We start from the raw sequence: 23999 nt of genomic DNA on the forward strand, positions 1-23999 counted from the left end.
GGAACTTAAGATTGATCGGCATCCTACGCAGACCGTCGTGTTGCCCGATCTGTGCCGCGACCTGAAGGAGACGCAATGCCGCGTCTGAAGCCGATCCCGCGGAGTGAAATCAGCGACGAATTCACACTGAAGATGTACGACTTCATGTTCGGCGAGCGTGATCCTGTGCGCGAGCCGGGTGCGGTTGGTGGCACGCTCGGCAACTGGTGGACTGTGATGGCCCAGTCCCCCGCCGCCCTGCGCCACGCCGTCCGTGGCTTCCGCCTCTACCGCGAAGAGGTGTCCATCCGGGCCGATCACCGCGAGCTGGGCCAAGTCCGTGCGGGCTGGGTGGTCGGTAGCCAGTTCGTCTTCTCGCAGCACTGCAAAGCGGGCCGGTCGGCGGGTTTGTCTGAGGAGAAGATCGCGGCCATACCGTCCTGGCAGACCGCCGACTGCTTTGACGAGACCAAACGGCTGCTGCTGGCCTATACGGATTGCCTTGCGGGACAGCACGGTCGCGTTCCCGAGCGGTTGATAACCCAGTTGCGGGCGGCTTTCAGCGACGCCGAGATCCTCGAATTCACCTACACCACAACGATGTACGTGATGCACGCAATCATGTCCCGGGCATTGCGGCTAGAATTCGACGACGTCGACGACCCGACTGTCGAGGTCGATGATCCCGAAGGCGGCGGCGTGCTCGACATTGGCGCCGCGACGTCCGGGCATGACTGACGATCGCTGAGAAATGATCGGCGGGGGCGCAACGAACTGCTAGACGGTTTCGCGAGCGCGGCCGGGCGGCTCGATGGCCGCCCGGCGCCGCACTCGCAGCCCCGCATAGCCGAGGAACAGGGTGGCCCCGATTTCGCCGACGGCGGACAGCCAGGATAACCAGGTGACGTTGATCCGCGGTCCCGACGTAAAGCTGTCTTGGAAATCGGGGAGGATGGTGGGCAACGCGCGCGTAGACAAACAAGGTCGCAGTGCCGAACCCCTCCATCGCCGACGCTACCGAACGCCGCGTTGTCACCGCATTCCAGTTCTCGGCCATCGGCTTCTCCCAACTAGCGGCTACTACGAACTGTAGTAGTTCTCGGAGCGTGTAAATGCCCCCCGGCGGCGCACCGCGTATGGCCGCCGTCGCGCTTAGGTCGACGAACCCTCGAAAGTCGCGCGGGTCAATGTCTGAACAACTATTCAAATAGGACACATATGTTCAGCGACAGTATATGTTTTCGCGCCGTGAACATATATTCCCATAGCAAATTCACCAGCTCCCGCCGTTGAGTTTATCGAACCATAGTCGGGCCAATTAAAATCAATGAGAGCGTGTACGAAAGGCAAAGTTCAGCCCTTTTTTAAGGCAGCGGACGCGTTGAACGTGTCGCTTCGCGATAAATACCGTCTCGGGGCAACCGGACACGTCGGCGTGTTCGTCCGGGGTCCAGTCCACTGAAGGGAAGTCAGATGTCGTCCGTATCTTCTGCTCCAGACAAGCTGTCGGCCGCGGCCGCAAACCTGCAATCGATCGGCGCGGCACTGAACGCCGAGAACACCGCCGCGGCGGCCCCGACGGTCGCGGTCGTTCCGGCCGCGGCAGATGAGGTTTCAATGTTGACCGCGGTGCGATTTGCGGCTCATGCTCAACGGTTTCAGGAACTGAGTGCGCGCGCGGCCGCGATCCAAGACCTGATGGTGGTGATGCTGGCCGCCAGCGCCGGCTCTTATGCGGCGACCGAGGCGGCCAACGCGTCGTCGGCGGAGTGAGCGTTCGGGCGTCCGGGGATCAGAACAGCGGACTGCTGCCGTCGCGGCGGCCAAGAACATTCGGTAACAGGGGCGCGCAAAACGCATTGGCGAGTGCCAAACTACGCTCAAATCAATCGACGACTATACCTCGCAATACATGATAATCGACAACGCTATTGTTTACGTCACGACATTCGTGAAAGGTTTGGGGCCCGCGGCCGCGGCGACCAAGCGATCGAGGACAAGAGGGTGATGCGCTGGACTCCGTCGCCGCCGCCCAGGGCGTATCTGCGGCGGGCCATGGGTAGCCGCGTGGGGTGCGCGTGATTTCCAGGCACCCAGCCAACCCGAAAAGGGATCAGGCCGGGGTGTTTGTGCTCGAGTAGGCCTTGAAATTGCGGATCAAGGGAATAACCGCATTGCCCGAGACCGCTGCGCGCTGACGGGTCCGAAACGAAGGATGGCGACGCATCGCCTCGCTACGTTCGCGTTCACGACGTTGGGCGGCGGCCCATACCGGGTGGGACTGAAGGAAAATAACCGTGCCTTCTTGGGTATTCGCCACGATCGTCACTCCTCTCAGACCACCCGCAAAGCTAGGACAGTGGTTATTGGATCGTGATCCCAGAATGCCCGCCGAATCCTGAGACCAAACCATCCCCCGAGATGAGAATTGGCCGTGAATTCCCAAATCTCATCCGGGTGCCCCTGCCGTGCCGCCGTCCGTGCACGGCCGACCGCGATTCGAACCGTAGCGGCAGGCTCCGACAATTCCCGTTTACCGTCGCGCACCGCCGGCTGCTAGGGTCCCTTGCTTATGCCGGAGATCGATCGCCGCCGCATGATTTTGACAACCGGGATCGGCGTGCTGGCAGCCGCGCTGCCGGCCCCGAAAACCTGGGCCTACCCGGCCGGACGGGATGAACCCGCCGGTCGGATACCGGCGCCCGCCGCGCCCAGCGGCCAGTCCGGGACCTACATATTCGCCGACGAATTCGACGGCCCTGCCGGTTCTGCACCCGATGCGTCCAAGTGGGTGGTTGCGAAAGCCCGCGAGACGATCAAGGACCCAACCTATTGGGAGCGACCCGAGAACATCGGCCAGTACCGCGATGATCGCCGGAACGTGTTCCTGGACGGCAAGTCCAATCTGGTCCTGCGCGCCGCCAAGGACGGACCCACTTACTACAGCGGCAAGGTTCAGAGCACCTGGCGCGGCGGGGTCGGCCACACCTGGGAAGCCCGGATCAAGCTGAACTGCCTGACCGCGGGCGCCTGGCCCGCCTACTGGCTGGGCAATGACGACCAGGGCGAAATCGATGTGATGGAGTGGTACGGCAACGGCAACTGGCCCTCGGCCACCACCGTCCACGCCAAAGCCAACGGCGGCGAGTGGAAGACCCACAACATCGCGGTGGACAGCGCATGGCACACCTGGCGATGCCAGTGGGACGAGGCCGGCATCCGGTTCTGGAAGGACTACGCCGACGGCGCGCAGCCCTACTTCGACGTACCGGCCAGTGCCCTGCCCGATTGGCCGTTCAACGGGGCGGGTTACACGACGTATCCGGTCTTCAACCTGGCGGTGGCCGGCTCGGGTGGCGGTGACCCCGGCCCCGGCACCTACCCCGCCGACATGCTCATCGACTGGATCCGCGTCTGGTAGACCGGCGCGCTCAGTGCGTCAGCAGGGCGGTCGCGCTCCAGGCCCGGCCACCCGGACGGCGGGGATCCGGCTGCGGCAGCCACGCGAGCGGGCGCATCACCAGCGGTAAGCGACGCATGCGGTGGGCGGCCAGATACAGCGCTTGCACGTCGACGGTGCGCCAGCCGAGGCTTTCGAAGTAGGCCAGCCCGTTCTCGGGTGCGAACTTGAACGGCGCGTTCTGCAACATGCCGGCCATCTTCTTGTTCATCAGCTTCTTCAAACCGGGCCCGGCGAAGTCGAGCATCCACCAGTGGACCTCGGGCCGCTTGATCGCCGCGGAAAGGGCGGTCACGTCACCGTCGTCCAGATACATGAGCAGGCCCTCGGTCAGCACCAGCGCCTTGCTTGCACCGTCGAGCGCCTCGTTCAGGAAGTCGTCGCGGGCCCGCGGGTCGGCGAGGTCGACGGCGGTGCGGGTCAACCGGCAGCGCGGCACCTGCTCGGCGAGCACCTGCGTTTTCTCGGAGAGCAGCTTCGGCAGATCCGCTTCCACCCACACGAAGTCGGGGGGAAGGTCCAGCCGATACGGCCTGGTGTCCAGCCCGGCGGCCAGATTCAGCACCCGGTCGCATCCGTCGGCGATCGCGTCGGCGATGGCGTCATCGATGATCTTGGTCCGCGCGACCAGCCACCAACCGCTGCGACTCGTGCGGGGCACGTTGTCGACGATCGCGCGGCCGTGCTCACCGGCCAGGAGTCCGGCAAACGGGTCGCTGAACAACGCGTCGGGGCGGGCCGATTCGGTGGCCCGGTGCAAGGCCGTCCACCGGGCCGTATCCGAGACATGGGTGATCGCGTGCGCTGGGCCAGCCATACGTTGCGTTATAGCACCTCGTTGCCGCCCTACTGATCGGCCCCGCCCGCGCGTCGGATTGCCCGCGGCGGGGCCCGGACTGGGATCTACAGCTGCGCCCAGACCGACTTCGTCTTCAGGTAGATCTCCAGGCCCTCTTTGCCGAACTCGTGGCCCCAGCCGGACTGCTTGTAGCCGCCGAAGGGCACATCGTGGTCGAAGACCAACTGGCAGTTGACCTGAACGCTGCCGGCCTGCAGCCGCCTCATGATGCGGTGGGCCCGGCCGAGGTTCTCCGTCCACGCGGTGGCCGCCAGGCCGTAGGTGGTGTCGTTGGCCAGGGCCACGGCCTCGTCCTCGTCGTCGAACGGCAGGATGGTGACCACCGGCCCGAAGATCTCCTGCTGGTACAGGCGCATACCCGGGTCCACGTTGGTCAGCACCGTCGGGTGGACGAAGTAGCCCTTGCGGTCCAGGCGGTGGCCGCCGGTGACCACTTCCACGCCGTCCTTCTTGCCTTCGTCGATGAATCCCATCACCCGGTTCAGCTGCTTCTGACTGATCAGCGGGCCACTGACGCAGCCCTCTTCGCTCGGGGCGCCCAGCTTGAACGAATTCGCCATCATCGCAATGCCTTCCACGACCCGGTCGTAGACCCCGCGCTGGGCGAAGATGCGCGACCCGCACACGCAGCCCTGGCCGGAGTGCACGAAGATGCCCAGCGACGCCATCATGATCGCGTTGTCCAGGTTGGCGTCGTCGAAGATCAGCACCGGCGATTTCCCGCCGAGTTCGAGCGTGACCTTCTTCAGGTTGTCCGCCGAAGCACGCACGATCTCCTTACCGACCTCGGTCGAACCGGTGAAGGCGACCTTCTCGACGTCGGGGTGCGCGGTGATCGCGGCGCCCGCGGTGTGGCCGTAACCGGTCAGCAGGTTGACGACGCCCTCGGGAACGCCGGCCTCGTGGATGAGCTTGTCCAACAACAGTGCCGACAGCGGTGTCTCCTCGGCGGGCTTGACGAGCAGGCTGCCGCCCGCGGCCAGGGCCGGCGCGAGTTTTGCGCTCGCGTTGAAGATCGGCCCGTTCCACGGGAAGATCAGCCCCACCACGCTGTAGGGCTCTTTGAGCGTGTAGGCGTGCATATTGACGTAGTTGTCGGTCGCGATGCCGTCGGTCTTGACGTCGTAGGCGACGCCGTTGATCTTCGAACACCAACCGGCGTAGTAGCGGAAGAACTCCGAACAGGTGGACATCTGTAACTGGGCCTGCATCAAGGGCATTCCCGTGTTCAGGGAGTCGAGTTGGGCGAACTCTTCGGCGTGTTCGTCGATCAAATCCCCAATCCGCCACAAGATCTTGGCCCGCTCGCGGCCGGGAAGCTCGGACCAGACACCCGACTCGAACGACGCCTTCGCCCGCGCGGCGGCCTCGTTGACCGCTTCCTGCCCGCAATCGGTGAACTCGGTGATCGTCTCCTCGGTCGCGGGATCGATGACCGTGATGACGTCACCCGTTCCGGGTCGCTTTCGAAGGTCGTCCAGTACCGCCTGCACCGTCATCTGATCCCTTTCGTCTTGCCAGTCGTCGCAACCAGCGCCGAATGCGCTCAGTGCTGAGCACTTGCTTAGCATTCTGCACACGGCTGGTCAAGCATTCGCAGGCGGATGGCCTCAGCGCAGTTCTTGGATACGAATGAGGTTGCCCGCCGGATCGCGGACGGCGCAGTCGCGAAGGCCGTACGGCTGGTCGGTGGGCTCCTGAACGATCTCGACGTCATTGCCCTGCAGCCGTTCGAAGGTGCCGTCTAAATCCTTGGTGGCCAGCAACAGTGTGGCGTAGCTGCCCTTGGTCATCATCTCGGCGATGGTGCGGCGCTCGTCGTCGGTGAGGCCTGGGTTGGCGGCCGGGGGGTTCAAGACGATGGAGGTGTCCGGCTGGTTCGGCGGGCCGACGGTGATCCAGCGCATCGCGCCCTTGCCGACGTCGAGGCGGACTTCGAAGCCGAGAACGTCGCGATAGAAGGCGAGTGAGGCTTCCGGATCGTCATGGGGAAGGAAGCTCGAGTGAATGGTGATGTTCATGCGGTCAGGCTAGGTCCGGCCCGGCGACGGGTGCTTCTCGATTCCTGATCGGTCTCGACACCTGTTTGGCCACGCATGGTGGTATGCCGGCCAGCGCATCGGTTGACTGCCGGCGATAGGTGCTGGGTGGTACACCCACCAATTCGGTGAACCGGCTACTGAAGGTGCCCAATGACGAGAAGCCGACCGCGAAGCAGACCTCGGTGACGCTCAGGTCGCCGCGGCGAAGCAGTGCCATCGCGCGCTCGATGCGTCGCGTCATCAAGTAGGAGTATGGCGATTCGCCGTAGGCAGAACGGAATTCGCGGCTGAGGTGGCCGGCGGACACGTGCGCGTCACGGGCCAGCGCTTCGACGTTCAACGGCTGCGTGTAGTCGCGGTCGATTCGGTCCCGGACGCGGCGCAACAGAACAAGGGTCCGCAGCCGCTGCGCCGTCGCGTCCGCTCTGCCGGTCACCCGCTCGATGCTGCCACCCCGGGCCGCAAATCGCCTAAATCCGTGCGTATCTGACCGTGTGTCGGGCTCAGGCCGTCGCGGCGCGGTGCCATGCCAGCGGGTTGAGCCCGCGGTAGGGATCCTTTTCCCGGAACCGGAGCAGCTCGGACAGTATGGTTTCCAGCTGCCGTCGGGTCCGCTCCTTGACGATGTCCACCCACTGCTCGTTCTCGACCCCCAGCGGTGTCGTCGTGTCGATCGGGGCGCCGAACCGCAAATACATCCGCTGCGGCCGCGGGATGAGTGTGGGGCCGATCCCCCGCAACAGCGGCATAGCCATGTCCGGGCGGCCATTCAATCGTCGACTCAGCGCCGCACTGAACTTCGCGTACGCGCTGTCGCGCGTGGTCCAACTGCGATAGACATCGTCGCCCCCGACCAGCCCGACCGGCACGATCGGGTAGCCGTTCGCCACCGAAACGCGAGCGAATCCGGAGCGTCCTTGCCAGCGCAGCGCGTACTCCTCACCCTTGAATTTCGCAATCTCGCGTCCGCCGCCGGGAAACACCAGGATGGTTTCGTCGTGGCGCATCAGCTCGCGGACGGTCTCGGGGGCGCCGATGACGCCACCGAACGCCGCCATCAGATCGGCGGGCAACCCCCGCAGCCGCCCGAAGTTCCGGTCGGCCAGCGGCCGCACCCGCGTTCCAACGCTGCGCCGAACCATGTCTGGGATCAGAAAGACCTCGGAGCCGAACTGAGTGTGGTTACCCACCAACAGGAATCGCCCGTCGGGCGGCAGATTCTCCAGGCCGTCGACGTACGGCCGGGACAGGTCCAGAACGGGTTGCAGCCGTTCGGTCACCACATCAAGCGCCCGGCGCAGCGACCGGACGCGGCTACTGGGTTGCATGATGCCGACCAGATCAGTTTCGTCACTCATGGTCGGCGGGTCCGTCCGGACGCGAGAACACAACGGCGTTCGACGGCATCCCAAGACGCCGCGGCGACGGCAGGACCTCGACCCGTATCCCCGGGCCGGCGGCGTGGCCGAGGGCCTCGAGCGCCGATGTGCTGTACGCCCGCAACGCGCTGATGAACCCGTCGTGCACGGACGGCGGTATCCAGGACCACGGCAATAGCGCGAGGTTCACCGGCAGCGCCATCACCGGAAACATCAAGGTGGCCAACGGCGTTCGCCTCTTGAGGTCAATGACCAAGAACCGCTTCCCGACCCGGGTGGCCTCGGCGATTGCGCGACAGGCGATCGCGGGCGGCAAGTGGTGAAAGGCCAACGCAAACACCACCAGGTCATAGCTGTCGTCCGGGGCATCAATGGCGGTTGCATCGATCACCTTGGCGTGCGCCCGAGGGTGAGTGCCGAGCTCGCTCGCGGTGATGTTGGCGACCGAGGTGGAGTCCACATCGGAGACTGTGACCGTGGCCGTGGGGTGCAGTTCGAGGATCTTGGCGGACAGCTTGCCGTGACCCGCACCCAACTCCAAAACACGGGGGTTGGGGATGTCGCCGACAACGTCCAGCGCGATCCGGGCGAAAGTCTCGTGCTGGTTGGTCAGGGTGCCGATGCGATCCAGCATCCCGATGACCTTCTGTTTGACCTCGTCGGAGACGTCGTCGCGGTCGAGGTACTCCAGTGCATCGGTCTCGAACCGACGATCCAGCCACGATGCGTCCGGGCCGCCCCGCGGCATTGTCGCAACAGCAGTCTGGTCGAGCGTCTTGGCCGTGCCCATCACAACGTCTCCTTCGGTTTACCTTGTGCTCCCACCACCCTAACAAACGAACCAGTTCGTCCGCCTATGATGACCGTGTGAGGACGACCACTGAGCTGCGCGGCGAAATCCTCGCCGCTGCGCGCGCGGAATTCGCGCAGTATGGGTTGGCGGGCGCGCGCATCGACCGCATCGCGCGGGCTGCGAGTGCGAGCAAAGAACGCTTGTACGCGCACTTCGGCGACAAGGAAACGCTCTTTCGCGGTGTGGTAGCGGCAGACGGCGCGGAGTTCTTCCGCGCGGTGGAGTTGCGTCCCGATGCCGTGCCCGAGTTCGTCGGTGACATCTTCGATCTCGCCCAGAACCGGCCGGAGCATCTGCGCATGATCACCTGGGCGCAGCTGGAGGGCTTCCCCCTCGACAAGCCGGAGTTCGAGGGCGAATCCCCGCCCGATGCGGCCATCGCCGCGCTGGAGCAGGCCCGGGTCGACGGCCACGTCGATCCGTGGTGGGACCCTCGCCAACTGCTGGTACTGCTATTCGGAATCGGGCTCTCGTGGGCCCACTGGCCCGACCCCGACGCGGCGACCACGGATGCGGACGTCATCGCAGAGCGCCGCGCGGCCGCGGTGGAGGCGGCGGCCCGCATCGTCAGCGCGCGAGCTTAGCCCGGCCGTCGACGAATACGTCGTCGAATAGTGGTGTGCTGCAACCTATTAAACGCCGACAAGTTCCGGGTGGAACTTGGCCGCCATGCGGCGAATTCCCTCCCGCCAGTCGACCGTGGTGCCCCCGATGAGCTCGTGCATCCGGTCGACGGTGGTGGGGTTGCCGCGCAGCGCTTGGTCGCTGGGCTCGAAGATCGGCGCTCTGCCGACCAGCGAGCCGAGGTAGTCACACCACTCCTGCAGGCTGACGGTCTGGTCACCGCACCAGTTGACGGTGGTGGCCGGGACCGACGCGACCTGAAGCAGCTTGGGGATGGTGGCGATGATGTCGTCCTCGTGAATCGGGTTGTAGCGGGCGGGTTCGCCGGGCGGGACCGGGATCGGGATGCCGGCCAGCATCATCTCCATGTGGTAGAACGGCCACCCGCCGTTGTCGCCGTAGGGGACGTTGAGCCGGGCGATCGTGGTGGGCAGTCCGATGACACGGGCCACCGAACGGGCGACCACCTCCCCGGCGATCTTGGAGATGGAATAGGTGGGAAACAGCGGCTTGTGGTTGTCCCCCAGGGCGGAGCGCTCGCTGCGGGGGTCGTCGTCCGGGGGGTCGTAGACGGCGGCCGACGAACAATGCAGGAAGGCCTTCGCCTCGCGGCAGTGGGCCATGAGCAGGCCCACCGACTCCGCGTTGGCCGCCAGGTCCTTGTCCCAGCTGCCGCTCTTGGCCACCGCCAAGTTGAGCACGTAATCGAAATCCTTTGGGATACCGTTGAAGTCGCCGGCGGCCAAATTCACTGTCTCGCATCGAATTCCGGCCGCCTCGAGGCCTTGTCGCGCGGCGGGATCGGTGAAGCGGGCGATCCCCCACACTTCGTTGTCGGCCGCGAGCGCCCGGGCGATGGGGGTCGCGATTTGACCGGTTGGACCGGTGATCAGGATCTTCGAGCCGCGCATGGGGGCAATGCTAGCGAGGAGCCGTTGGGCCGTCAGTGGATCCGTCAACGTTCGCCGGCGGATCACAGCCCGGGCTGGTCGTCGATGATGCCCAGCCATATCTGCGCGGCGTCGATGGCCACCTTCTCGCTGATGAAGGCGTGCTGGGTTCCGGTGTAGATGTCACGGAAGGCGCGCTCGAGCCGGCTGCCCTCCCGGATCGAGGTGGTCCCGGCGACGAGATGGGCCCACTCGGCGCAGCTTCGGGCGGTGTCGGTGGCGAAGACGGCGGCCACCCGCATGTCGGCGCGCAGGGCCGGTGTCAGCTCCTCCCCCGAGGCCACCGCCGCCTCGGCGGTGGTGAACGCGTCGAGCACCAGCAGCCGGGCCGCACGCCACGCCGCCCGGTGATGCGCCAGCCCCTTCTGGAAGGTCGGGCGGCTGGCCAGCGACGCCATGTCACTCATCCGGAATTTCGTCGCGGCCAGCTCCTGAACGTCGTCGAGCATGCTCTTGGCGACGCCCAGGGCCCACGACGCGTGCCCGGCCGCGGTGACGGGCATCAGGCCCATCCGGGTGGCCGGCGACGATCCCCGGTGCGGCTGCCGGGTGAACAGTTCGAACGTGCGGCCTGCCGGGACGAACACGTCGGTGGCGCTGTAGTCGTAGGACCCGGTTCCCTTGAGCCCCTGGACATACCAGCCGTCGTCGAAGCTGATCTCGGAGCGGGGAATGACAGCGACCCGCATCTCGGGGAAACCTTCACTGATCCAGCGCATCTCGCCGTTGTCCATCGGCAGGAACCCGGCGGCAACGTAGTGCGAGTGCCCGATTCCCGAACCGAAGTTCCACGCCCCGGTGACGACGTAGCCGCCGTCGACGGCGGCTCCCTGTCCGTTGGGAAAGAATTGACCGCCCATGGTGACGCGGTTGTCGTGGGCGGTGAACACCTCGGCGAAGCCCTCGTCCGGCAGGTATGCGGCGGCGGCGAAGGACGACGGCAGATTGGCGATCCCCACCCAGCCGAACGAACCGTCCTGCCAAGCCATTTCGATCCAGGTCTCGATCATCTCGGTGAAGGACGGCTCGACGCCGCCGGCGGCGACGGGGTTGAACGCCGACATCAGCCCGCTGGCCCACATCTCGTCGACGATCGCCGGAGTCAGGGTGCGCATGCGTTCGGATTCGGGGGCCTGGGCAGCCACCAGCTCGCGCATGCCGCGCGCGAGCGAGACGACCCGGTCTTCGGTGTCGGCGATCGACGTCATGGGGGTGACCGTATCAACCGGCCATGGCTTTGAGAACGAAAATCGGCCGTCGCGGCACGTCGTTTACGGTGTGGGTTGTGCGCTGGATCGTCGACGGCATGAATGTGATCGGAAGTCGCCCCGACGGTTGGTGGAAGGACCGCGAGGGTGCGATGGTCGCATTGGTGGAGCACCTGGATCGATGGGCCTCGAGTCAAGGAGAAACGGTGACAGTGGTTTTTGAGCGACCGCCGTCGAGGGTGATCGCGTCGTCGGCGGTCGAGATTGCCTACGCCCCCAGGGCGGCCGCGAACTCGGCCGACGACGAGATCGTCCGGCTGGTCGCGGCCGACGCCGCGCCGCGCGACATTCGGGTGGTGACATCCGACCGCGCGCTGACCGAGCGGGTGCGAAGCCTGGGGGTGTCCGTCCATCGGTCGGAAAGCTTTCGCGACCTTGTCGATCCGCGGGACCGATGACCGCCGGCGCGCCGGGTCCCGTACCCAACCGGGTCTGCGCGCTCGCGCGCATCGACATCCCGATCATGCAGGCCCCGATGACCTACATCGCCGGCGCCCAGCTGGCCGCGGCGGTGTCGAACGCCGGGGGCCTCGGCATCATCGAGACCACCTCGGATCAAGGCCGAGCCGACCTGCGGCGGGTGCGCGACCTGACCGACGGTGCCGTGGGCGCCAACATCGCGCTGCTGTTCAACCGTGATCCCGCCATGCTGGATTTACTTGTCGCCAACGACATTCGGTTCGTGACCACCTCGGCCGGGGACCCCGCGCTGTTCACCGATCGGCTGCACGACGCGGGCATCACGGTCTTCCACGTGGTGGGCACGTTGGCCGCGGCCCGCAAGGCCGTCGACGCCGGCGTGGACGGGCTCGTGGTCGAAGGCGTCGAGGGCGGCGGCTTCAAGAACCGCTTCGGCGCCTCCACCATGGTGCTGCTGCCCTTGGTGGCGGCCCACGTCGACGTTCCGATCGTGGCCGCCGGCGGGGTCTGCGACGCCCGATCGATGGCGGCCGCTTTCGTCCTGGGCGCCGAAGCGGTGCAGATGGGCACGCGGTTACTCGCCTCGGCGGATTCGCCGGTGCACGGCAATCTCAAGCAAGCGGTCGTCGACGCCGACGAGACGGGCACGGTAATGCTCCCCCTCGACGGCAAACGGATGATGCGCGTCATCCGCACGCCCGCGGCCGAGCGGCTGGACGCCGCGACGTCTGCCGGCGAGGGCGCCGCGGCGCTGCAACGCGTGCAGCGGCTCTATTTCGACGGCGACCTGGACGCCAGCGTCGCCAATACCGGCCAGGTGGCGGGTCGTATCGACGACCTGCCCCCGGCCGCCGACATCATCGATCAGATGTGGAAAGGCTGCCGCGAGGTGCTCGCCGCCACCGCCGACCGCCTCGGGACGGTCGGCGGCGAGGCGCGCGCCTAGCGTGCCGCGAGATCAGCCCGCCGCGGCCAGCGCCGCGTCGTAGTTGGGCTCCTGCGCGATCTCGGGCACCAGTTCGGTGTAGGCGACGTTGCCGTCGGCGCCGATCACCACGATGGCCCGCGCGAGCAGCCCCGCCATCGGGCCGTCGGCGATGGTGACGCCGTAGTCCTCGCCGAAGCTGTCCCGGAACGCCGACGCGGTCTTGACGTTCTCGATGCCCTCGGCGCCACAGAATCGCGCCTGCGCGAACGGCAGATCCTTCGAGACGTTCACGACGGTCGCCCCGCCCCCGGCGGCGCGCTCGTTGAATGTCCGCACACTGGTCGCGCAGACCGGGGTGTCCACGGACGGAAAGATGTTGAGCACCACGGGCTTACCGCCGAACTGCTCGCTGCTGACCGGGGCCAGATCGCCGCCCGTCAGGCTGAAGCCCGGGGCTTTGGATCCGACGGGGGGCAGCTCGCCGACTGTGTTGATCGGGTTTCCACGCAACGTTATCTGTGCCATGCGCACAGTCTGCCAACACTGCCGCGAGCGCGATGGGGCAGGGTCGGCGGAGGCCCGCGTGTCCTAATTGGTGGGGTGCATGGCGTAGACGCCAGGCCGTCGCGTGTCCAACACTGGGTTCATGCCTCGCAAGGTGGTGATCGCCGGTTATCCCGGCGTGCAGGCGCTCGATGTGATCGGGCCTCATGACGTCTTCACGACCGCGTCGCTGTTGACGGGCGGCAGCTACGACGTCACCGTCGCCTCGGTCGACGGCCAACCGGTGTCGACGGCTACCGGGCTGGCCTTCGTCGCGGCGCCGTTTCCGGACCCGGGCGACTCGATCGACACGGTCGTGCTGCCCGGAGGCGGCGGCATCGACGCGGCGCGCGCCGATGCCGAGCTCGTCGCCTGGGTCAAGGCCGTCGCCGGACATGCCCGGCGCATGGTGACGGTGTGCACCGGCGCGTTCCTGGCCGCCCAGGCGGGGCTGCTGGACGGGCAGCGGGTGACCACCCACTGGGCCTTCGCCGAGCGGTTGGCGAGCGAGTTCCCCGCCATCGAGGTCGACGCCGACCCGATCTTCGTCCGGAGCTCCGAGACCGTGTGGACCGCGGCGGGGGTCACGGCGGGCATCGACCTTGCGCTCGCGCTGATCGAGGAGGACCACGGCACCGAGGTCGCGCAGACGGTGGCTCGTTGGCTCGTGCTGCATCTGCGCCGCCCCGGCGGGCAGACGCAGTTCGCGGCGCCGGTGTGGATGCCGCGGGCCCGCCGCGACTCGATCCGCGAGGTGCAGGAGACCATCGAGGCCGAACCGGGCGGTTCGCACAGCGTCGACGACCTGGCCCGCCGGGCGGCGATGAGCCCGCGCCACTTCACCCGGGTGTTCACCGCCGAAATCGGCGAGGCGCCCGGCCAGTACGTCGAGCGCATCCGCACCGAGGCCGCGCGCCGGCAGTTGGAGGAGACCGACGACACCGTCGTCGCAATCGCCGCCCGATGCGGCTTCGGAACCGCGGAGACGATGCGCCGCAATTTCCTTCGCCGCGTGGGCATTTCGCCCGACCAGTACCGCAAGGCCTTCGCTTAGCCGGAAAGGACGACACTCATGACCCAAATCGCCTTCGTGGCCTACCCAGGATTCACCGCGCTGGACATGATCGGCCCCTACGAGGTGCTGCGCAACCTGCCGGGCGCGCAGGTGCGGTTCGTCTGGCACGAGGCCGGACCGATCACCGCCGACTCCGGCGTGCTGGTCATCGGCGTCACGCACACCCTGGCCGAAACACCCTCTCCCGACGTGATTCTCGTCCCCGGAGGTCCCTCGACCCCGGTCCATGCCCGCGATGACGCGCTGCTCGACTGGCTGCGCCGCGCGCACCGCACCGCACGCTGGACGGCGTCGGTGTGTTCGGGCTCGGTCATCCTGGCCGCAGCGGGCCTGCTCGACGGGCGGCGGGCGACGTCGCACTGGCTGACGATTCCCGCGCTGAAGGCCTTCGGCGCCATCCCCGTGGCCGACGAACGGATCGTGCACCAGGACGGCATCGTCACCAGCGCGGGTGTGTCCGCCGGCCTCGACCTCGCGCTGTGGCTGGCCGGACAGATCGGTGGCGAAAACCGCGCCAAGGCAATCCAACTCGCGCTCGAATACGACCCGCAGCCGCCGTTCGACTCGGGCCACATGTCGAAGGCGTCTGCGACCACGAAGGCCGCGGCGACGGCGCTGCTGTCCAAGGACAGCGTGAAGCCCGCCAACGTCAAGGCCACGACGTTGCTGGCCTGGGAGCAGGCGCTGGGTAGGGTCCGGTCGCGGCGGCGCAGGCGCCAGCCGGTTCGTTTCCCCGCCTAGCGCCGCCGACTGCGCGCCGTGAGCTTCACGCGTCAGGCGCAGGTTCGGCAGGAGCCGGCAAGGGAAACAGGCGCCGGAACCTCTCCACGACGGCGCGGTCGCCGACGATGCGTAGCGACCCGTCCTCGACCATCGCGTCGAGCCCATTGTCGGTGCGGAGCAGCGACAGCAGCGTGGCCTGATCGGTTACCAGGGTGGCGTCCGGGTGATCGTCCTCGCCGCGCGTGAGGCTGAGCTCGCCGCCGGTGATGCGGAGCCGAAAGGGTTGACCGCTCAGATGGATTGCGATTGTCGCGTCCAATCCGGCTGCGGCTCGTCGGTCGAAAAGGGCTGTCAGGGAAAGCATCAGGGAGTCGACGCTCATCGGAGCGTCGTAAGGCATGGACGGTGAGCGGCTGGCCCAGCGGGCCAGCCCGAGCACGGTCGGCGCCAATTCGGCCCCCCACGGCGTCAATTCGTAGACCCAGGACGCGCTGGGCGGGTTGAGCCGACGCCGGAGCACGACTTGCGCGTCGGTGAGCTCGCGCAATCGCTGGGTAAGCATGTCCGGACTGGCGCCGGGCAAGCCGGCCAGCAGATCCGTGAAACGTTTTGGGCCGAGCAGCAGCTCGCGAACCACCAACAACGCCCAACGCTCACCGACCAAATCCAGCGCGTGGGCCACCGCGCACCCGGTGTGATACCTGCGTTTCCCTGCCATGAACGGCAGTCTACCAGCGCTAATCGGATTACCCAAGTTCATACTTGGAAATTACAAGTAATCGGGTTAGCATCGAACGTGTCCACCCGGATGACCATCAAGGAGAGAGAGTCATGCCCGTATTCACCGTTGACGCACCGATCGGTGCGCCACCGAACGCCAAGCAAAAAATGCTGAAGGAGATCACCGACGCGCTCGATGAGGCCTATCCCATCCCCGATACCCGCGGATGGCTGCGGGAGTACTCGGCTGACAACGTGTCCCAAGATGGTTGCGTGCGAGCCGAGCCGATCCGGCCGGTGGTTTCCTTGGAGGCGCCCGAACTGGCGAACCTCGACGCCAAGAGGAAGTTGGTGCAAAAGATCGAGTCGGCCGTCGGCGCGGCCTACGACGGGATCGCCAACATCGACGAAGTTCTCGTGTTGATCAATCACTACCCGTTACGCGACGTCGGCTGGCGGGGCAGCCTTCAATCCGACAAGCCGGAAATCGTTGAAGCGGTCGCCGCGCTGAACCGCTGAGATCCCGCACAACAGCGGACTCGCCGATCGGCTTGGACCGGGGTGCAGACGCGGTGCTCTGGTCCAAGCCGGTACGGTGCGCGGGGACGCCGGTCGGCGTCAGCTTTTCGAAATGCTTTGGCGCGCAGTATGGTTGGAGCTTAGGACGGCAGACGTTAAGCGTTGGGCTGCAGGATCTCGGTCGTGGCGAGCTGCCCGCCGGCCTGCATCCACGCCGCGACGACACCGGGCGCATCACGGTCGGGGTTGTAGATGTCCTCCTCGCTGGAGAACAGGCCGTTCCCGGCATAGACCAGCCGGGTCCAGTTGGGGAACCAGAACGGTTCGCCGTCCGGATCGGTGGGATGGTCCAGCAGGTTCTTGATCATGACGACGACGGCGTCGTTGTCCTCATCGTGGGCGATCCAGTCGTTGGGAAAGCGCATGTGCGGAAACGGCGCCATCACCGCGACGATCCAGTCCCGGACCGCCTCGCGCCCGTGGAAGACGCCGTAGTGATGCTCGGTGTAGACGACGTCTTCGGTGAACAGATCCGCGAAGGGACGCCAGTCGCCCGACGCGCTGCACCCCTCGACGACCTTGGTGTAGTTCTCGACGGCTTTGTCGATTTCTGCCCTGGTGAATTTGCCCATAGCGGACACACTAGAACGTGTTTCGGTTTCGGGTTGCCCGTTGCGAATAGGGTTATCGAATGAACGTGTGGGACCTGTTCGACTTGCGCGGCAAGCGCGCGTTGGTGACCGGGGCGTCAAGCGGCATCGGCAAGAAGGTGGCCCAGGCGTATCTGCAAGCCGGCGCCCAGGTGGCCCTTGCGGCACGGAATTTCGAAGCCTTACAACGCGTCGCCGCCGAGCTGGCCGCGGACGGGGAGGGCAACGTGGTGCCGATCCGTTGCGACGTGACCCAACCGGACCAGGTGGGCACCATGGTGGACCGGGTGACCGCGGAGTTGGGCGGCATCGACGTCGCCGTGTGCAACGCCGGGATCATCGCCGTCACCCCGATGCTGGAGATGTCGCCGGAGGAGTTCCAGCGCATCCAGGACACCAACGTGACCGGAGTCTTTCTCACCGCCCAGGCGGCGGCCCGGGCGATGGTCCGCCAGGGACACGGTGGCGCCATCATCACCACCGCCTCGATGTCCGGCCACATCATCAACGTCCCGCAGCAGGTCGGCCACTACTGCGCCTCCAAGGCGGCCGTCATCCACCTGACCAAGGCGATGGCAGTCGAATTCGCGCCCCACAACATTCGGGTCAACAGCGTCAGCCCCGGCTACATCCTCACCGAGCTCGTCGAGCCCCTCGAGGAGTATCACCGCCTGTGGGAGCCCAAGATTCCGCTCGGCCGCATCGGCCGGCCCGAGGAACTCACCGGCCTCTACCTGTACCTGGCCAGCGAGGCGTCCAGCTACATGACCGGTTCGGACCTCGTGATCGACGGCGGATACAGCTGCCCGTAGCGCTTCGTCACCGCTCGATCTCGCCGGAGATCCCGCGTTCGATCTTCGCCTGCGCAGTGGACGGCAGCACCAAAATGCCGTCGAGTTCGCTGCGGGCAACCTCGTAGGCGCGCTGACGTTCGTGCGCCGCCGCCGCGGGGTCGGCGGCCACCCGAAGCAGGCTCTGGGCGCGGGCAATCCGTTGCTGATCCGCCTGGGAAAAATCGTTGCGGCGTCGGCGCATCGCTTCGGCCTCCGCGGCGTTGAACGCGGTCGCGTAATCCTCGACGGCGGCCATGTATTGGGCGGCGGCGTCCCGATCGTCGAGCAGGTCTTCGGCCTTGGCGGGCCGCAGGAAGTCGGCGCGGAGTTTGGCCTTGTGGAACGCGACCGTCAGCGCATCGCGCATGTCGGTCATGAGCGGAAAGTCCAGCAGCTTGGCGACGTCGAGTTCGTACTCGAGCCAACGATCATCGGTGCGGTTGTGCTCGTCGAGGACGCGCCGGATCGCGCGCCACTGGGCCGCGTGGTTGTTGGCGGCGGCGCCGCCGGCGGGCGCGTCGGGCAGTGGCGCCCGGTCGGCTTCCCGCGGCTGCTCGCCGGCGCGCCGCCGATAGGCGCCGAACGCGCGCGCCGCGGCCACGATCGCGCCCGTCAGCGGCAGGATCACGATCAGCAGCTCCGCCAACCGGAATAGCAAGCCCACATGGCCAGGATGCCATCAGGACGGTCGGTGTTCGGTCACTCTGCGGGCGCACCCGCCGCCGAGCGTGGGGACTACGGACGAATCCGGTGCGGTTCGCGTCCCTGGGGCCCACACTCGACGCCGCACGAATCCGGTCAACTCTGTGGGCGCGCCCCGAGCACATCGCGAAACAACGCCTGCCGCAACGCGAGTTCACGGGGGTCGCTCCACAGGTGAAACCCGAGCCGGTTCATGACGTAGGCGAAGCCGATGCCGGTGTCGGGGTCCGCACATCCGAAGGAGCCGCCGAAGCCGGGGGTGCCGAAGGCCTTGTCCGATGAACCGAATGTGAAGTGCGGCACCGGCTTACAGAAGCCGAGCGAATACGCCACGTCTACGTGCATCACCTTGTCGCGCATGCCCTGACTCGGCGAGATCGCCGGCGCCGCCAGGGACTCGAGCGTGGCGGCGCTCAGCCCCACCTCGGCGCCTCCGGCGGCGGCGCTGCCGTACATGCGCGCCACCGATCTGGCGGTTCCGATGCCGTTGACCGACGGGATCTCGACCGCCCGGACGTCGTCGCGGTTGTAGTCGCCGTTGAACGCGTTGACCCCCCGTGGGACCCCGACGGTGCGTGCCGTCAGGCCGACGGGATTGAGCGAGGCGCCGACGAACCCGGGGGGCATCACGCCCAGGTGCAGAAGTGTTTCCGCCCGCACCCAATTGTGGACGTGGGCGACTCGCGTGCGGTCGACCGAGTCCGGCAGGCCGATGTGCAGGTCGAGTCCTGACGGCGTGACGATCTCGTCGGCCAGGAATCGGCCCAGGGTGCGGCCGGCGGGGTCGGTGCGGCGGATCAACTCGGATTCGTACCAGCCCAGCGTGATCGCGTGGTATCCGTGCCGGGTGCCCGGTCGCCACGCCGGCGTCTGGGCGGCCAGGATCGGCGACAGCCGCTCCGGGTCGGCCACGTCGGCCAGCGTCGGCTTCGGTTTGAGCGCACACAGTCCGGCCTGATGTCCCAGCAGTTGGCGGACCGTGACATCCGCCTTTCCCGATTGGGCGAATTCCGGCCAGTAATCGGCGACCTTGGCGTCATAGGAGATGAGTCCGCGGGACACCGCCACCGCCACGACGAGGGCGGCCACCCCTTTGGTCGTGGAGAACATGTTCACCATCGTGTCGGGCCGCCACGGATCCTTGGTCAGTCCGTTCCGGTACCCGCCCCACAGGTCGACCACCTTGGCGCCGTCGCGGTAGACGGCGACGGCCGCGCCGACTTCCGCGCCGCCGCGAAGAGTCGCGCGGAAAGCGTCGGCCACCTTGCCGTAGCCGGCATCCACGTCGCCGCCGATCAAGTCCGGCGAAACCGTCATCTTGAGAACCATCTGGCGCCTCCGAGTGGAGATTAGCCAGCCGGGTGCGCACGCGGGGCCGGTTTGGGCGCCCCGGTCAGTGGGCGCTTAGGCCGCCGCCGAGGTATTCGGCGCGGCATGCCCGACGGGCCAGTTTGCCGCTGGTGGTCCGCGGGATGGCGCCGGCCGGCAGCAGGCGCACGTCCGAGACCGTCAGGCCGTGTCGCCGCGAGACCGCCTCGTGGATCGCCTCGATCGCCGGCTGTGGGTCCTGACGGCTGGTGCCGGCGGCACGTTCGGCGACGACGACGAGCCGGTCGGTGCCCGGGTTGTTTTCGGCCGGTACGGAAAACGCCGTCACGTAGCCGCGCCGAATCATCGGGGACGCCTCGGCGACGGTGGCCTCGATGTCGTGCGGATAGTGGTTGCGGCCCTCGATCGTGATGAGGTCCGCCATCCGCCCCGTCACGTACAGCTCGCCGCCGAGGTACACGCCCAGATCGCCGGTGCGCAACCACGGGTGTTGGAGATCGGCGCCGTCGGCATGGCTGCCGTCGGTCCGTCGCGATCGCAGTTCGGCGCCGAACGCCAGCCGAGTCGCCTCGGGCAGGCCCCAGTACCCGCGACCAATGTTGTTGCCCTGCAACCAGATTTCGCCCACCTGACCGTCGGGCAATTCGGCTGCGTTGCCGGGGTCGACGATCACGGCCCATTCGCTGCGTGCCACCTGGCCACAGGACACCTGAGCGACGGCGTTGGGAGCGTCCGCGGGAACGCGGACCGCGTGCCCGGCGCCCAGTTGTTCGCGGTCGAAGTACACCGCCGTCGCTTCCGCCGTTGGGGCGATGGTCGCGACGAGCAGCGTCCCCTCGGCGATGCCGTAGGACGGTTTGAACGCGGTGCGGGGCAACCCGTATGGCGCGAACGCCTTGTTGAAGGTCCTGATCGCGTCGATGCTGACCGGTTCGGAGCCGATGATCATCACCACGTTGCGCAGATCGATGTCCTCGCCGCCGGTGGGCAGGCCGCGCTGTGCCGCCCACTCGTAGGCGAAGTTCGGCGCGGCGGTGACGACGTTGCCCTGCCGCGAGCCGTCGGACAGTGCCTGGATCCACCGCAATGGCCGGCGCACGAACGCGGCCGGAGACATCAGTGTGGAATGGCCGCCGTAGACGGCGGGAAAGCCGATCATCGACAAACCCATGTCGTGGTAGAGCGGTAACCAGCTGACGCCGTGGGTGTTTCGGTCCAAGAGGTCGATCGACAGGATCATCTGCACCAGGTTGGTGCCGACGGCGCGGTGGGTGATCTCGACGCCGACCGGCGGCCGGGTGGATCCCGACGTGTACTGCAGGTGCGACACGTCGTCCATGCCGAGCTCGGTCGCCTCGAACGACTCGCCGGCCGAATCGGGGATCTGGTCGATGGCGATCACTTCCGCCCGGCCCAGGTGGGGGTGGTCGGCCAGGAATTTCGCGACCGCGCCGTGCGCGGCGGTGGTTGTGAGCAGGGCCGTGGGCTCCGAGTCGCGCAACGCGGTATCCAGGCGCTCGGCGTGCCCGGGCAACTCCGGGGCGAACAGCGGGACCGCGATGGCTCCGGCCTTGACGGCCGCGTAGAACCCGGCGACGTAGTCGATGCCCTGCGGCGCGAGGACCGCGACGCGCTCGCCGCGGCTCGCGACTTGCTGGATGCGCGCGCCGATGGCTTCCAGCCGGACACCGAACTGGGTCCAGGTCACCTCGTCGGCCTTGCCATCCCCCGGGCCGCTGTAATCGAGGTAGCGATAGGCGACGGCGTCACCGACGTTGGCGATGTTGCGGTCGATCAGGGATATCAGGTTGACGCCGGGTGGCAGCGCGATACCCCCGTCGCCGTCCAGGCAGTCCTCGATTCGGAGCAGCCCGGGGACACCGGCGTCGCGCCGGGAACCGTGATCCATGCCGCCAGTCTAGGCAAGCCGATCAGGCGGGCCCTACGCCGACGAATCGGGAAACGCCAAGAGCGGCGGCCGCATTCGCTCATTCCGTGAGGTGTAGGTGGCCCCGTGGCCGGGTCCTGGTCGGGCGGGCGGTAGCCTACCGGCGAGCGGCGTCCAGGGCCATCGAAGGCCGTAGGGTTTGCTATCACCAGGAGTTGTCATGTCGGGCCGGAAGTTCTCCTTCGAAATCACCCGTACCAGCAGCGCGCCCGCCGAGACGCTGTTTCGGCTCGTCGCTGATGGCGCTAACTGGTCGCAGTGGGCCAAGCCGATCGTGTTGCGCTCGAGTTGGGCCCGCGAGGGCGATCCCGCCCCGGGCGGGGTCGGGGCCATCCGCAAGGTGGGCATGTGGCCCGTCTTCGTGCAGGAGGAGACCGTCGCGTACGAACCGGACCGCCGCCACGCCTACAAGCTGGTGGGGCCGCCAACCCCGGCCAAGGACTACGCCGGCGAGGTGGTCTTCACGCCGAATGCGGCCGGCGGCACGGACATCCGCTGGACCGGCTCATTCACCGAGGGCGTTCGCGGAACCGGCCCGGTGATGCGCGCCGCGATGGGCGGGGCGGTGCGGTTCTTCTCCGGCCGCTTGGTGAAGGCGGCCGAGCGCGAGTCGAACGCCGGGCGTTAGTCAGCGCGAAATATGCGGTCCGCGAAGCACACTCGCGCGGCGGTTGGGTCGGTAAGCCGTTACTTGGACTCGACCTCGTCCTGATACTTCTTGGTCATGTGCGCGACCGCATCGAGCTGCGACTGCGCCAGGCTCTCCCGCGCCTGCCCGGCGCGCGCCGCCGCGTCCAGCGTCGGCTGAGCCTGGCCCTGAAAGTGCGGCATCACTTCGGCGGCGAACAATTCGGCGGATCGCCTGGTGGCGGCCGGATTCGCCCACTCGTGACCCATCTGCAGCATGCAACCGAACCCGCCGGACTGATCCCACAGCCTTTGCACCTGCTCGCGCGCCCGCTCGGGCGTGCCGATCACGCCCGCGCCGTTGGCGTTGATGACGTCGATCATCTCGTCGAGCTGTTCTCCCGGCATCGTCATCTGCGGGAACGCGGCCACCTTCTGGAAGTACCGGAACCACGGCTCGATGCCGAACTTGACCTCTTCGCGGGCCTGCCTTTCTGTCTCGGCGAGATGGAACAGGCCGACCAGGCTCCAGTTGCGGCGATCGACCTGCGCGCCGAAGGTCGCCGCGCGCTCCTCGACGATGTCCCAGTGGTACGACAGCGCGTTGAAGCCCTCGACGGTCAGCGTCGCCCCGATGGACAGCAGCCCGATGCCGTGCTTGCCGGCCAGCCGCGCCCCCGTCGGCGACGCGACCGCGGCGACCGCCAGCGGGATCCCGCCATCGGAGTACGGGGCGAGCTGCAACCTGGCGTCGAACAGCTGATGGGTTGCCGTTTTGGCGCTGACCGTCTCCCCCGCCAGCAGCCGCACGACGATGTCGAGGTTCGTTTCCAGCAACTCGCGCGTGTCGGTGGGGGTGAGTCCGATCATCGACGAGTCGCTGGGCAGCGAGCCCGGCCCGACACCGCCGATGATGCGGCCGTGGGTGAGATGGTCCAGCAGCATCAGCCGATCCGCGACCCACAGCGGATTGTGATACGAGAGCGAAATCACCCCGGTGCCGAACCGGATTCGCTTTGCACGTTCGGCGGCGGCGGCGATGAAAATCTCCGGGGAGCTGATGATTTCGCTTCCGGCGGAATGGTGCTCGCCTAACCAGACTTCGTCAAAGCCAAGGGCGTCGAGATGCTCGATGAACGCGAGATCACGCTGCAGGGCCAGCGTCGGATTGGTGCCCGCGCGATGAAAGGGGGCGATGAAGTATCCAAACCTGAGCTTGCCCATGGGATCCCTTTGCAGTCGAGTCCCCCGAACCATAGCTCAACGGGCGCTGCGGGAAGCCAGAAAAAACCCGAGAGTTATCAGCCGGTGGGGCCAGGTAACCATGGCCCCACCGGCTAGCGAAACAAGTCTGGGACTTCGAACTAGAACGGGCTCAACGCCAGTGGCTGATCACGGGTAGCCGCCGCAGACGTTGCCGACGCACCCGCCGCCGCCGCCCGGGCCACCGCCGCCACCGCCGACGCCGGGGATGCTGCCGCCGCCGCCACCGGGACCGCCGCCGCCGGTCGGGCCGCCGGGGACGCTGCCGCCGCCGCCACCGGGACCGCCGCCGCCGGTCGGGCCGC

The 23999-nt window shown here is 67.1% G+C and carries 28 protein-coding genes; 11 read left to right on the top strand and 17 right to left on the bottom strand.

The annotated features are described in order from the left end of the window. The first annotated feature begins 75 nt into the window (after positions 1 to 75). Complete coding sequence (locus K883_RS20635; RefSeq protein ID WP_020822538.1) at positions 76 to 717, top strand: carboxymuconolactone decarboxylase family protein; 642 nt, start codon at positions 76 to 78, stop codon at positions 715 to 717. A 39-nt stretch (positions 718 to 756) separates the two neighbouring features. Here K883_RS20635 and K883_RS20640 read toward each other — a convergent pair whose 3' ends face one another. Then, the gene (locus tag K883_RS20640; protein ID WP_020822539.1) at positions 757 to 942 is read right to left on the bottom strand and encodes a hypothetical protein; all 186 of its coding nucleotides are present in this window, start codon (positions 940 to 942) and stop codon (positions 757 to 759) included. A 510-nt stretch (positions 943 to 1452) separates the two neighbouring features. On the opposite strand from K883_RS20640, the gene K883_RS20645 reads away from it, so the two are divergent. After that, the gene (locus tag K883_RS20645; protein WP_008256699.1) at positions 1453 to 1752 is read left to right on the top strand and encodes a PE family protein; all 300 of its coding nucleotides are present in this window, start codon (positions 1453 to 1455) and stop codon (positions 1750 to 1752) included. Positions 1753 to 2092: 340 nt separating this feature from the next. Here K883_RS20645 and K883_RS27660 read toward each other — a convergent pair whose 3' ends face one another. Continuing rightward, positions 2093 to 2299, bottom strand: coding sequence for a hypothetical protein (locus K883_RS27660; RefSeq protein ID WP_131810880.1), 207 nt, complete (start codon positions 2297 to 2299; stop codon positions 2093 to 2095). A 252-nt stretch (positions 2300 to 2551) separates the two neighbouring features. Here K883_RS27660 and K883_RS20650 point away from each other — a divergent pair, with 252 nt between their 5' ends. Then, a complete protein-coding gene (locus K883_RS20650; RefSeq protein ID WP_008256701.1) occupies positions 2552 to 3400 on the top strand; it encodes a glycoside hydrolase family 16 protein in 849 nt (282 codons plus the stop codon). A gap of 10 nt (positions 3401 to 3410) precedes the next feature. Here K883_RS20650 and K883_RS20655 read toward each other — a convergent pair whose 3' ends face one another. The 6 genes from K883_RS20655 to K883_RS20680 all read right to left on the bottom strand — a co-directional run bounded on the left by K883_RS20655 (position 3411) and on the right by K883_RS20680 (position 8509). After that, on the bottom strand, positions 3411 to 4256 hold the full coding sequence (locus tag K883_RS20655; RefSeq protein WP_020822540.1) for a class I SAM-dependent methyltransferase: 846 nt from the start codon (positions 4254 to 4256) through the stop codon (positions 3411 to 3413). An 86-nt stretch (positions 4257 to 4342) separates the two neighbouring features. Next, positions 4343 to 5797, bottom strand: a complete 1455-nt coding sequence (locus K883_RS20660; protein ID WP_008256733.1) for an aldehyde dehydrogenase family protein — start codon at positions 5795 to 5797, stop codon at positions 4343 to 4345. Between the two features lie 111 nt (positions 5798 to 5908). Continuing rightward, positions 5909 to 6319, bottom strand: coding sequence for a VOC family protein (locus K883_RS20665; protein ID WP_020822541.1), 411 nt, complete (start codon positions 6317 to 6319; stop codon positions 5909 to 5911). Between the two features lie 4 nt (positions 6320 to 6323). Further along, positions 6324 to 6776: a helix-turn-helix transcriptional regulator gene (locus tag K883_RS20670; RefSeq protein WP_020822542.1), complete on the bottom strand. Its 453-nt coding sequence runs from the start codon at positions 6774 to 6776 to the stop codon at positions 6324 to 6326. A 67-nt stretch (positions 6777 to 6843) separates the two neighbouring features. Further along, positions 6844 to 7698, bottom strand: a complete 855-nt coding sequence (locus tag K883_RS20675; protein ID WP_020822543.1) for a lysophospholipid acyltransferase family protein — start codon at positions 7696 to 7698, stop codon at positions 6844 to 6846. Continuing rightward, positions 7691 to 8509 (bottom strand): class I SAM-dependent methyltransferase, encoded by an 819-nt coding sequence (locus K883_RS20680; RefSeq protein WP_020822544.1) that lies wholly within the window; start codon positions 8507 to 8509, stop codon positions 7691 to 7693. The genes K883_RS20675 and K883_RS20680 overlap by 8 nt, the downstream gene beginning before the upstream one ends. Before the next feature lie 77 nt (positions 8510 to 8586). Here K883_RS20680 and K883_RS20685 point away from each other — a divergent pair, with 77 nt between their 5' ends. Next, a complete protein-coding gene (locus K883_RS20685) occupies positions 8587 to 9156 on the top strand; it encodes a TetR/AcrR family transcriptional regulator (RefSeq protein ID WP_008256739.1) in 570 nt (189 codons plus the stop codon). A 48-nt stretch (positions 9157 to 9204) separates the two neighbouring features. On the opposite strand, the gene K883_RS20690 is transcribed toward K883_RS20685, so the two are convergent. Both K883_RS20690 and K883_RS20695 read right to left on the bottom strand, forming a co-directional pair. After that, the gene (locus tag K883_RS20690) at positions 9205 to 10107 is read right to left on the bottom strand and encodes an NAD-dependent epimerase/dehydratase family protein (RefSeq protein ID WP_020822546.1); all 903 of its coding nucleotides are present in this window, start codon (positions 10105 to 10107) and stop codon (positions 9205 to 9207) included. A gap of 62 nt (positions 10108 to 10169) precedes the next feature. Further along, positions 10170 to 11354 carry an acyl-CoA dehydrogenase family protein gene (locus K883_RS20695; protein WP_014382566.1) on the bottom strand — a complete coding sequence of 395 codons (1185 nt, stop codon included), beginning with the start codon at positions 11352 to 11354 and terminating at the stop codon, positions 10170 to 10172. A gap of 77 nt (positions 11355 to 11431) precedes the next feature. Here K883_RS20695 and K883_RS20700 point away from each other — a divergent pair, with 77 nt between their 5' ends. Next, positions 11432 to 11812 carry an NYN domain-containing protein gene (locus K883_RS20700; protein WP_014384698.1) on the top strand — a complete coding sequence of 127 codons (381 nt, stop codon included), beginning with the start codon at positions 11432 to 11434 and terminating at the stop codon, positions 11810 to 11812. Further along, positions 11809 to 12780 (top strand): NAD(P)H-dependent flavin oxidoreductase, encoded by a 972-nt coding sequence (locus K883_RS20705; protein ID WP_020822547.1) that lies wholly within the window; start codon positions 11809 to 11811, stop codon positions 12778 to 12780. The genes K883_RS20700 and K883_RS20705 overlap by 4 nt, the downstream gene beginning before the upstream one ends. A 12-nt stretch (positions 12781 to 12792) precedes the next feature. On the opposite strand, the gene tpx is transcribed toward K883_RS20705, so the two are convergent. Then, positions 12793 to 13287 (bottom strand): thiol peroxidase, encoded by a 495-nt coding sequence (gene tpx / locus K883_RS20710; RefSeq protein ID WP_009954859.1) that lies wholly within the window; start codon positions 13285 to 13287, stop codon positions 12793 to 12795. Positions 13288 to 13408: 121 nt separating this feature from the next. Between tpx and K883_RS20715 the strand changes: the two genes are divergently transcribed. Together K883_RS20715 and K883_RS20720 are read left to right on the top strand one after the other, a co-directional pair. After that, the gene (locus K883_RS20715) at positions 13409 to 14359 is read left to right on the top strand and encodes a GlxA family transcriptional regulator (RefSeq protein WP_020822548.1); all 951 of its coding nucleotides are present in this window, start codon (positions 13409 to 13411) and stop codon (positions 14357 to 14359) included. 18 nt (positions 14360 to 14377) lie between these two features. Further along, the gene (locus K883_RS20720; RefSeq protein WP_020822549.1) at positions 14378 to 15121 is read left to right on the top strand and encodes a DJ-1/PfpI family protein; all 744 of its coding nucleotides are present in this window, start codon (positions 14378 to 14380) and stop codon (positions 15119 to 15121) included. Between the two features lie 25 nt (positions 15122 to 15146). Here K883_RS20720 and K883_RS20725 read toward each other — a convergent pair whose 3' ends face one another. Further along, the gene (locus tag K883_RS20725; RefSeq protein ID WP_020822550.1) at positions 15147 to 15785 is read right to left on the bottom strand and encodes a winged helix-turn-helix transcriptional regulator; all 639 of its coding nucleotides are present in this window, start codon (positions 15783 to 15785) and stop codon (positions 15147 to 15149) included. A gap of 149 nt (positions 15786 to 15934) precedes the next feature. On the opposite strand from K883_RS20725, the gene K883_RS20730 reads away from it, so the two are divergent. Next, positions 15935 to 16342 (top strand): tautomerase family protein, encoded by a 408-nt coding sequence (locus tag K883_RS20730; protein WP_020822551.1) that lies wholly within the window; start codon positions 15935 to 15937, stop codon positions 16340 to 16342. A 155-nt stretch (positions 16343 to 16497) separates the two neighbouring features. Here the strand turns inward: K883_RS20730 and K883_RS20735 are convergent, their stop codons facing one another. After that, the gene (locus K883_RS20735; RefSeq protein ID WP_009954865.1) at positions 16498 to 16974 is read right to left on the bottom strand and encodes a nuclear transport factor 2 family protein; all 477 of its coding nucleotides are present in this window, start codon (positions 16972 to 16974) and stop codon (positions 16498 to 16500) included. 59 nt (positions 16975 to 17033) lie between these two features. On the opposite strand from K883_RS20735, the gene K883_RS20740 reads away from it, so the two are divergent. Next, positions 17034 to 17804: an SDR family oxidoreductase gene (locus K883_RS20740; RefSeq protein WP_020822552.1), complete on the top strand. Its 771-nt coding sequence runs from the start codon at positions 17034 to 17036 to the stop codon at positions 17802 to 17804. 7 nt (positions 17805 to 17811) lie between these two features. Here the strand turns inward: K883_RS20740 and K883_RS20745 are convergent, their stop codons facing one another. The 3 genes from K883_RS20745 to K883_RS20755 form a co-directional block, all read right to left on the bottom strand. Continuing rightward, the gene (locus K883_RS20745) at positions 17812 to 18489 is read right to left on the bottom strand and encodes a hypothetical protein (RefSeq protein WP_020822553.1); all 678 of its coding nucleotides are present in this window, start codon (positions 18487 to 18489) and stop codon (positions 17812 to 17814) included. 134 nt (positions 18490 to 18623) lie between these two features. Continuing rightward, positions 18624 to 19856: a serine hydrolase domain-containing protein gene (locus K883_RS20750; RefSeq protein ID WP_020822554.1), complete on the bottom strand. Its 1233-nt coding sequence runs from the start codon at positions 19854 to 19856 to the stop codon at positions 18624 to 18626. A gap of 64 nt (positions 19857 to 19920) precedes the next feature. After that, positions 19921 to 21765, bottom strand: coding sequence for a fatty acyl-AMP ligase (locus tag K883_RS20755; protein ID WP_020822555.1), 1845 nt, complete (start codon positions 21763 to 21765; stop codon positions 19921 to 19923). 199 nt (positions 21766 to 21964) lie between these two features. Between K883_RS20755 and K883_RS20760 the strand changes: the two genes are divergently transcribed. After that, positions 21965 to 22432 (top strand): SRPBCC family protein, encoded by a 468-nt coding sequence (locus tag K883_RS20760; protein WP_008256767.1) that lies wholly within the window; start codon positions 21965 to 21967, stop codon positions 22430 to 22432. A gap of 59 nt (positions 22433 to 22491) precedes the next feature. On the opposite strand, the gene K883_RS20765 is transcribed toward K883_RS20760, so the two are convergent. Further along, positions 22492 to 23655, bottom strand: a complete 1164-nt coding sequence (locus K883_RS20765) for an LLM class flavin-dependent oxidoreductase (protein ID WP_020822556.1) — start codon at positions 23653 to 23655, stop codon at positions 22492 to 22494. Between the last annotated feature and the right edge of the window lie 344 nt (positions 23656 to 23999).

Source organism: Mycobacterium sp. TKK-01-0059 (assembly GCF_000709305.1).
GTDB lineage: Bacteria > Actinomycetota > Actinomycetes > Mycobacteriales > Mycobacteriaceae > Mycobacterium > Mycobacterium intracellulare.

What these genes read in the sequence shown, in the direction of transcription:
- K883_RS20635 (WP_020822538.1), top strand. Translation starts at nt 76, where the DNA reads ATGCCGCGTCTGAAGCCGATCCCGCGGAGTGAAATCAGCGACGAATTC.
- K883_RS20645 (WP_008256699.1), top strand. Translation starts at nt 1,453, where the DNA reads ATGTCGTCCGTATCTTCTGCTCCAGACAAGCTGTCGGCCGCGGCCGCA.
- K883_RS20650 (WP_008256701.1), top strand. Translation starts at nt 2,552, where the DNA reads ATGCCGGAGATCGATCGCCGCCGCATGATTTTGACAACCGGGATCGGC.
- K883_RS20655 (WP_020822540.1), bottom strand. Translation starts at nt 4,256, where the DNA reads ATGGCTGGCCCAGCGCACGCGATCACCCATGTCTCGGATACGGCCCGG.
- K883_RS20660 (WP_008256733.1), bottom strand. Translation starts at nt 5,797, where the DNA reads ATGACGGTGCAGGCGGTACTGGACGACCTTCGAAAGCGACCCGGAACG.
- K883_RS20665 (WP_020822541.1), bottom strand. Translation starts at nt 6,319, where the DNA reads ATGAACATCACCATTCACTCGAGCTTCCTTCCCCATGACGATCCGGAA.
- K883_RS20675 (WP_020822543.1), bottom strand. Translation starts at nt 7,698, where the DNA reads ATGAGTGACGAAACTGATCTGGTCGGCATCATGCAACCCAGTAGCCGC.
- K883_RS20680 (WP_020822544.1), bottom strand. Translation starts at nt 8,509, where the DNA reads ATGGGCACGGCCAAGACGCTCGACCAGACTGCTGTTGCGACAATGCCG.
- K883_RS20690 (WP_020822546.1), bottom strand. Translation starts at nt 10,107, where the DNA reads ATGCGCGGCTCGAAGATCCTGATCACCGGTCCAACCGGTCAAATCGCG.
- K883_RS20695 (WP_014382566.1), bottom strand. Translation starts at nt 11,354, where the DNA reads ATGACGTCGATCGCCGACACCGAAGACCGGGTCGTCTCGCTCGCGCGC.
- K883_RS20705 (WP_020822547.1), top strand. Translation starts at nt 11,809, where the DNA reads ATGACCGCCGGCGCGCCGGGTCCCGTACCCAACCGGGTCTGCGCGCTC.
- tpx (WP_009954859.1), bottom strand. Translation starts at nt 13,287, where the DNA reads ATGGCACAGATAACGTTGCGTGGAAACCCGATCAACACAGTCGGCGAG.
- K883_RS20715 (WP_020822548.1), top strand. Translation starts at nt 13,409, where the DNA reads ATGCCTCGCAAGGTGGTGATCGCCGGTTATCCCGGCGTGCAGGCGCTC.
- K883_RS20720 (WP_020822549.1), top strand. Translation starts at nt 14,378, where the DNA reads ATGACCCAAATCGCCTTCGTGGCCTACCCAGGATTCACCGCGCTGGAC.
- K883_RS20730 (WP_020822551.1), top strand. Translation starts at nt 15,935, where the DNA reads ATGCCCGTATTCACCGTTGACGCACCGATCGGTGCGCCACCGAACGCC.
- K883_RS20735 (WP_009954865.1), bottom strand. Translation starts at nt 16,974, where the DNA reads ATGGGCAAATTCACCAGGGCAGAAATCGACAAAGCCGTCGAGAACTAC.
- K883_RS20740 (WP_020822552.1), top strand. Translation starts at nt 17,034, where the DNA reads ATGAACGTGTGGGACCTGTTCGACTTGCGCGGCAAGCGCGCGTTGGTG.
- K883_RS20750 (WP_020822554.1), bottom strand. Translation starts at nt 19,856, where the DNA reads ATGGTTCTCAAGATGACGGTTTCGCCGGACTTGATCGGCGGCGACGTG.
- K883_RS20755 (WP_020822555.1), bottom strand. Translation starts at nt 21,765, where the DNA reads ATGGATCACGGTTCCCGGCGCGACGCCGGTGTCCCCGGGCTGCTCCGA.
- K883_RS20760 (WP_008256767.1), top strand. Translation starts at nt 21,965, where the DNA reads ATGTCGGGCCGGAAGTTCTCCTTCGAAATCACCCGTACCAGCAGCGCG.
- K883_RS20765 (WP_020822556.1), bottom strand. Translation starts at nt 23,655, where the DNA reads ATGGGCAAGCTCAGGTTTGGATACTTCATCGCCCCCTTTCATCGCGCG.